The organism is Bacillus haikouensis (assembly GCF_013179555.1).
Taxonomy (GTDB): domain Bacteria; phylum Bacillota; class Bacilli; order Bacillales; family Bacillaceae_B; genus Rossellomorea; species Rossellomorea haikouensis_A.
The window spans coordinates 1-6070 of record NZ_JABMCR010000241.1; the positions used below are offsets into that span (position 1 = coordinate 1).

A 6070-nucleotide genomic window follows, 5' to 3' on the forward strand; every position below is an offset into this window, starting at 1 on the left:
GGGTACTGGGAGGTAAGGAGGATGAGTCTGGAAGAATTTCTTCACAATCTGCAATTTGATATTAATCGGGCCAATCAGCCAAACTGGGAAGCGGACTGGGAGGATGCACCTCTTTCCTATAAGCTGTACCGGGGAGTGCGGGTTGTGCCATTGTCCGCTGAAGTACCGTTGTCACTCGCCGTGGGTCAGCCGCCGTTAAAACCCGATGTAGAAAGAATCGGTCATTTTCTCTGGTATGTCTATGGCATAACAGGGGTTAGCCAGTCGATGGAGCCTGATGATTCAGAGGAGCAGGAGGCTTACCCGATCCACTCTTATCGGCGGTTTGCTCCATCCGGGGGGGCGCTGTATCCGAATGAACTCTATATCTATTTAAAGCTGGATGACTTGCCGGATGGAATCTACCATTATGATGCTGCCCATCATCGCCTCGACCTACTCCGGGAAGGGAATTTTGATTCCTACGTAGAACGGGCACTCGGCAATCGCTGCGACATTTCATCCTGTTTCGGCACGGCCTTTGTCTCAACGAGATTTTGGAAAAACTTTTTTAAATACAACAACTTTGCCTATCGGCTGCAGGGACTGGATGCCGGTGTCCTGATGGGACAGCTGCTGGAAACGGCCAAACGGTTTGGATTCGAGTCAGGGGTGTATGTTCAATTTCTGGATTCAGCGGTCAACCATTTGCTTGGGCTGACCGAGGAAGAGGAAAGCGCATATGCCGTCATCCCGCTATCGGCAGCTGCAACGAATTGGGCCGGGAATGGAAAGGGAATGGAACGGGCATTCACTGCTGAAGAATTATGTAGCGAGCTGCCTGCTATTTCTGTAGAACATTATGAACGGTCTGAAAAGGTTAGGGAGTTTCCTATGTTACTAGCGGTGAATGAAGCTTCAAAGATAGATAGTACAGGTGATTTCCGGAAACCCGGGAGAAATCCGGAGGTTAGAGGTGGAGAGAAAGAAATTCATCTGCCGGAGATCGAGTCCTTTACGTATGATTTTGCCGAAGCATGCAAAAATCGCCATTCCCCGGAAATGGATTTTACCATGGGGAAGGTCAGTCAGCAGCAGCTGGCGGCTTTATTGAAAAGTGCCACTCATGCATTCTCGTTTCGAAGTGACATAGACGAAGTTTCTTACGGCAGAGAACCTCGCGTTTCGATTTACGGCTGTTTTTATAATGTAGAAGGCATACCAAATGGAGCATACGCATATGACAGCGGCCGACATTCATTGCGGGAAATCGGTACAGGGGATTATCGCCTTCAGCTGCAATCAGGGCTGTCACTCGATAACGTAAACTTACTTCAGGTGCCGCTGTGCCTTCATATCATCGGTAACAAAGATTACCACAAAGGTACCCTGGGATACAGAGGCTACAGGATCATGCAAATGGAAGCCGGGATGCTTGTGCAGCGCCTGCTTTTGGCTGCATCCGCCGCCGGGCTGGGCGGGCACCCGCTGCTTGGATTTGATACGACGTTGACGGATCGGATTTATAAACTAGATTCAGAGGGGCGAACCACCTTGATTCAACTCCCGGTCGGACCTTTTCGGGAGCGGGATTGGATGAGGGGGAGTTTGCTGAGTTAGAGTAGATCACGGGGAAAGGTACGGTGCTTTTGGGGCCGGGGTATCTGTCCCCGTGGATTTTTCAGGTGGAGCGGGGAGGGTTTCCCGTTCTATTTTTTTCTTTATTTTGTGGGTCCTTAGTAGTTGCCGCATGGGGAAATTATATCTGTTAAAAAGTCAGCATAAACTCACTTTTTCAGCATAAATCGTAGTGGAACCCAGTCTAAGGGGGAGATGTGATCCGCGGAGGCTGTTCATATAGCTGTGAATCAAACGATTCAAGCCACTTTTTAAAAATACATGCCACTTTCTAAATTTACGTGGCACATTCGAAATTTACAAGCCACTTTCTCCATATTCAAGCAACTTGTCGAAAAATCTTTAAAGAAGCTGCAAATCTTCATACCCACTTCCGCCATGTCGATAAATAACCAAACTTACACATGTTTGACAAGCAACTAATTAGTTGCGTATACTTGACATGCAACCATGTAGTTGCTTATACTCGATATATGAATTGGGACAAAGATGCAATATTCAAAGCACTTAGTGACTCTACCCGCCGGCTTATATTAGACGAGCTCTCTGATCGAAACGAACTAACGCTTTATGAGCTTACGGCACGCCTCATTATGAAGTACGACCTTTCCATTTCAAGACAAGCGATAGCTAAACACCTTTCCGCATTGGAAGAGGCAGGACTTGTCACATCAGAACGGAAGGGAAAATATCGAGTACTTATGTTTAACAACGAACCACTTAAAGACTTATTGAAAGGATGGGTAGAATAATTTTATCCTGTTGAAATTAGCAGTACAGACGGGTGTGAAAAGCTTTCTGGTTGTTGGCAAAGCAGTACACGTTGAAGATACCAAAGGAGGAAATAAGCATGAAAATTATCGTTACAAGCATATTCGTAGAAAATCAAGACAAGGCACTGGACTTTTATTCAGAAACGTTGGGATTTGTTAAAAAGCATGATGTTCCTACAGGAGAACATAGATGGATCACACTTGTTTCTCCCGATGAACAAGGCGGGACCGAGCTTTTACTGGAACCAAACGAACACCCAGCCGCGAAGGAGTATCAACGGAAGTTATTTAACGACGGCATACCAGTAACAATGTTCGGGGTGACGGATATTCACGAAGAGTATAAACAATTAACGGAAAAAGGTGTGCGGTTTACGATGGAGCCGACAAAAATGGGCGAAGTCACACTAGCTGTCTTCGACGATACTTGCGGTAACCTTATTCAGATCATACAGCAGTAATGTTATGACGGCGTAAAATATATTTTTGGAATATAGTGATTGAAAAGTTTTAAAGACAATATCATTATAAAACGGATTGATTAAAAATTTTAAGAAAAGAGGCTGGGACCAAAGTGTTTTAGTCTAACTAAAACCCGAACTAATTTGAATTCAAGGATTCAAGTAAGTTCGGGTTTTTATTCATACTTCCATTTAGTTTATACCTTTTTCCTACGGTTGATTGAAGGGCAAGACGCAGACTCCAGCGGGAGAAGCAGCTATTAGAAAAGCATGAGCGAACTGACCCGCGGAAAGCGAAGTCTTGCAAGGAAATCATTAGAGGCATTTAAAGTCAACACTGACAATGTATGTCTTTAGGTGGATGATTTTATGAATGCTTATGTTTGGCTGGGGACATTGATCGCTTTAACCATCTGTCGTATCGAACCGAGGTGATAAGCGGAGTGAGCGACCGCTCCCAACAAACCATTCGATGTCTGTTCATCTAAGGAGTCAAGTGAATCAATCGTTTTAAGCAGGGATGTGTATTCTTGTTGAAGTTCGCCTTTATATTGTGCCCATGTGAGTTGATCAACGTTTGTGATTTTCCATGATGCTTCCCAGTCCTTCCTGGGTTCTTCGCCGTTTAAATAAGAATTCGCAACCCATAAGTAATAGCGGGTATGATCCGTTTGTGCGGCGATTGTCGTACCATTGACGGGTATCGAAGCATCTTCTGACGATAATGTTTCAAGCGTTCCGAATAAACCACTGCCAGGCTTCGCTTCTGTGTACCAGCTTGCGTTTTCTTCAGGTCCATCAAATGTTTCCTTCAACAATGTTCTAACAGCTGCCAACATCGGATTGTTCATCTCTGTACCTCCTGAATTTGTTATTAACCATCAAAACTTCTTTAGACGGTTATAGTGTAACCCAGTTGTTTCTAACTGTCAATATGTATTATGATGGTTACAGTAAAGGAGTTATGAACATGTCGGAAACGAACCCTTATATGATGGTCGGAGAACGTTTGTGTATGGATTTCATCAATACTGTCAGTTGGCGGGAAAGTGCTGAGAAAAGGCGTGATTGGTTTACAAGTTACGCCAAATTGGTTGATTGGTGCATCCATGCAGAAGTCTTGACCGGACAACAAGCAAAATCCCTTCTTATAAAATCGAAGGAGAAACCGTCTGAAGCGGGAGATGTTCTGAAGCAGGCAATCGAAATGCGGGAAGTCATGTATCAAATCTTCAAGGACATTTCAAAGGAAACATCGCCCCACCCGCGGGACCTGGAACGTTTCAATGAATATGTGAGCCGTTTCTATCAATCGATGCAAGTAATCCATGAAAAGGATCATTATACGTTGCAATTCAAAAATACCGGGAAAACCTTGGACTCTATGCTCCCTCCGATTTTGCAATCTGCTGTAGATATACTCGTTTCCAAAAACGACCTGGAACGAGTCAAACAATGCGAGGGAGACCCATGTGGATGGTTATTCTTCGATACAAGCCGGAACCGGAGCCGCCGCTGGTGTTCAATGGCCGATTGCGGCAATCGTGCCAAAGCACGGCGATTTTATCAAAAGGAGAAGTGACTATACTCGGTCACTTCTCTTTTTTGGTGGTGTTTATTTTTTGGTAATGTTTATTTTTTGGAGGAAGATTGGTATTCCATTCGGGATCGATGGATGGCTGCTATCTCATGTTGAAGACAGCAAAATCAAATGTATTCTTGACAACCGATGCTACTACGGGATACTACATACTGGTAGTTAGTATTTAAGTACGAAACCTAAATATCCATAAACAGAGTACTGAAAGGATAGTAGAATACAAATGAGAGGGTGGATACTGGAAAATATAACGGAAATGCTGAAAGGGGTGCTTGAGGATTGTGCCCTGAGATCATTAGCCTGGGTGAAACGTATGGCTATGAAATCACACTGCCGCTGAAAGAACTTGGCTTCACTGATATGGTTGAAGGCACGGTTTATACGATTACCATGCGCCTTGAGATAAACAATCTGATGGACATTGAAAAAAGCCATCTACTGTGGGGCCGTCGCGAAAATTTTACAAACTCAACGCAGCAGGACATGAGAAACTCGAAACTTTTTGGGGAAAATGGGATTTCGTCTCAAGCAAAATGAATGAACTCAAAACGAAAGAACTCAAAAGGAGAGGATAAAATGAAGTTTATCAGTGAGACCTACAGCGGCCCACATATATTTTGGGATCGCTTTGTACGTTGCGGTACTCACTTGGAAGTGTCTTCGCCCGCGCCTCCATCGCCCTCCATTTCCACTAGTCAGCCAGACTTCCATTCAAGAAAGTCACTGATCTCAAGGGTGAGGATGTGACAGCATTGCGATGAACTAGTGAACGCGTAACCTTTATTTTTTGTTTATTGGTTGCATAAAGTTAAAAGGAGAATGGAGTTGTAAAAGTGGGGAACAAGAGTTTTTTTATCGTAGCATCTTAATTATTCGTTTAACTAGTAGTGTAAAATAGTGAGAGTTTGGCTGGAATCCCTTTTTAGTACACGTAAGTTCTATCTTCTTTACGTCTGCTAAAAAGGGATTATTTCATGTTTGTCATTTTACGTTAATATATACTTCGGAAACGGTATTTTTCTATGTGTTCATTTTTTGTAGCGGCAGAGGTACTAATTGAATTTCAGCAGCTTCTTTCTTAATTGTAAATACATAAGCTCCTAATCCTAAAATAGCTGCAAAAATTAACATGGCAATCGATGAACTGAAACTCCCGCCGGAAAGGTCACGAAGCCAACCCATTATGTAGCTTGAAAAGCCACCCATTATATTGGTAAACCCAATCAAACCTGCTGCTCGTCCAGCTGTTTCCGGTGTTGAATATTTTACCATAAGCATATTACTCAGGTGGAATACACCACCCTGGCATCCCATTGCCAGTCCCATAGAAATCCCCGCTATAAGTGGGTAAGAGACAAAACTTGCCACTGTCAAAAATACTGCTGTCATGGCGAATAGGATTGTTGCCAATAAACTTGGGCGTCTTGTTTTGTCGGCCAGAAATCCGCATGCAAGAACAAATCCTAGAGCAAATAACCAGGAGAGGGAAGTGATGCTCGACATTCCCTCACTATCAAATCCTTTTGCTTCAATGAGATATGTTGGGAGCCAAATACTGATGCCGAAAAAAAGGAAAGAACATACAATCATACCCAGCCAGACCACCCAAAAGCGGTAAT

At 43.7% G+C, this 6070-nt stretch carries 6 protein-coding genes and 1 pseudogene; 5 read left to right on the forward strand and 2 right to left on the reverse strand.

The window, feature by feature from the left end; all coding sequences use genetic code 11:
* Nucleotides 1-21 precede the first annotated feature (21 nt).
* The 3 genes from HP456_RS18340 (at nt 22) to glxB (ending at nt 2851) form a co-directional block, all read left to right on the forward strand.
* Entirely contained in the window at nt 22-1599 is a 1578-nt protein-coding gene (locus HP456_RS18340) for a SagB family peptide dehydrogenase (protein ID WP_172253771.1), read from the forward strand.
* Between the two features lie 491 nt (nt 1600-2090).
* Nucleotides 2091-2369, forward strand: coding sequence for an ArsR/SmtB family transcription factor (locus HP456_RS18345; protein ID WP_172253773.1), 279 nt, complete (start codon nt 2091-2093; stop codon nt 2367-2369).
* A gap of 98 nt (nt 2370-2467) precedes the next feature.
* Nucleotides 2468-2851, forward strand: a complete 384-nt coding sequence (gene glxB, locus HP456_RS18350) for a methylglyoxalase (protein ID WP_172253775.1) — start codon at nt 2468-2470, stop codon at nt 2849-2851.
* A 377-nt stretch (nt 2852-3228) separates the two neighbouring features.
* Here the strand turns inward: glxB and HP456_RS18355 are convergent, their stop codons facing one another.
* Nucleotides 3229-3702, reverse strand: a complete 474-nt coding sequence (locus HP456_RS18355; protein WP_172253777.1) for a hypothetical protein — start codon at nt 3700-3702, stop codon at nt 3229-3231.
* Between the two features lie 119 nt (nt 3703-3821).
* Here HP456_RS18355 and HP456_RS18360 point away from each other — a divergent pair, with 119 nt between their 5' ends.
* Nucleotides 3822-4433, forward strand: coding sequence for a CGNR zinc finger domain-containing protein (locus HP456_RS18360; protein WP_172253778.1), 612 nt, complete (start codon nt 3822-3824; stop codon nt 4431-4433).
* A gap of 256 nt (nt 4434-4689) precedes the next feature.
* Nucleotides 4690-5026, forward strand: a pseudogene (locus tag HP456_RS18365) (PadR family transcriptional regulator).
* 445 nt (nt 5027-5471) lie between these two features.
* On the opposite strand, the gene HP456_RS18370 reads toward HP456_RS18365, so the two are convergent.
* On the reverse strand, nt 5472-6070 hold a 599-nt coding region (locus HP456_RS18370), incomplete at its 5' end, for an MFS transporter (RefSeq protein ID WP_172253779.1).

Coding starts and splice junctions, on each gene's coding strand:
- HP456_RS18340 (WP_172253771.1), top strand. CDS start 22: ATGAGTCTGGAAGAATTTCTTCACAATCTGCAATTTGATATTAATCGG.
- HP456_RS18345 (WP_172253773.1), top strand. CDS start 2,091: ATGAATTGGGACAAAGATGCAATATTCAAAGCACTTAGTGACTCTACC.
- glxB (WP_172253775.1), top strand. CDS start 2,468: ATGAAAATTATCGTTACAAGCATATTCGTAGAAAATCAAGACAAGGCA.
- HP456_RS18355 (WP_172253777.1), bottom strand. CDS start 3,702: ATGAACAATCCGATGTTGGCAGCTGTTAGAACATTGTTGAAGGAAACA.
- HP456_RS18360 (WP_172253778.1), top strand. CDS start 3,822: ATGTCGGAAACGAACCCTTATATGATGGTCGGAGAACGTTTGTGTATG.